At 22.8% G+C, this 782-nt stretch carries 2 protein-coding genes; both read left to right on the plus strand.

Going from position 1 to position 782, the window contains the following annotated elements:
• Nucleotides 1–193 (plus strand): hypothetical protein (locus ABNK64_RS11130; protein ID WP_349764444.1); only part of this gene is annotated, 193 nt, incomplete at its 5' end.
• Nucleotides 194–480: 287 nt separating this feature from the next.
• Nucleotides 481–782 (plus strand): hypothetical protein (locus tag ABNK64_RS11135; RefSeq protein ID WP_502878734.1); only part of this gene is annotated, 302 nt, incomplete at its 3' end.

Genomic DNA, 782 nt, shown 5'->3' on the forward strand with positions numbered 1-782 from the left:
TGGTGTTAAAGAAATTATATGTTATTGGAGATGTAAAGATAGAAAAATGGGGAGAAAATTTGAAAAATATTTAAAAACTTTAACTAGGATAAAAAAAATTGATTTAATTAAAAATCCAGAATTATTAGGAATAAAATATGGTGTTAATTTAGAATATGATGATTATGAATTTGTTTTAGTTAATGATTTTTAATTTTTTAAAAACTTGCAATTATACTATATTATGTAGTATAATAATTCTAGGACATTAAAAAAAGCCTTTCTAAATGCAGGAACATTTAAAAAGGCATATCGGTTAAGGTTATTCACAGTAACACAAAACCGTTGATTTCTATAATAGTATAAACTATAAAGACAAAAAAGTCAAGAAAACAATGTGTGAATGTTAAAGCTGGATAACCCAAATCCAGCTTTTTTTTTATGTTATAGAAAAAAATTTTTTTGTAAAAGCAAATAAAAAAATAAAAAGGAGGTTGAAAAATGGATTTTGAAAAAATAATTAATAAGAATGAAGAAATTTTTTATTCAAAAAAAATGTCTAATGAATTGGTTGAATTATTTAATCATTTTGATGAAAAAAAAGCTGATAGAATTAGAAATTGTGCTAGTACATTAGTATTTGCTATTAATTTGGATTCACAAAAAAGAAAATTAGCTAGTGCTAATTTTTGCCGTGATAGATTTTGTCCCGAGTGTTCCAAGAGAAAATCAAGATTAATGTATCACAATTTAAGAAAAGTTTTGGAAAAATCTTATGATGAAAAAAATCAATCATTTATACA

Source organism: Fusobacterium sp. SYSU M8D902, from assembly GCF_040199715.1.
In the GTDB taxonomy this organism is placed as follows: domain Bacteria; phylum Fusobacteriota; class Fusobacteriia; order Fusobacteriales; family Fusobacteriaceae; genus Fusobacterium_A.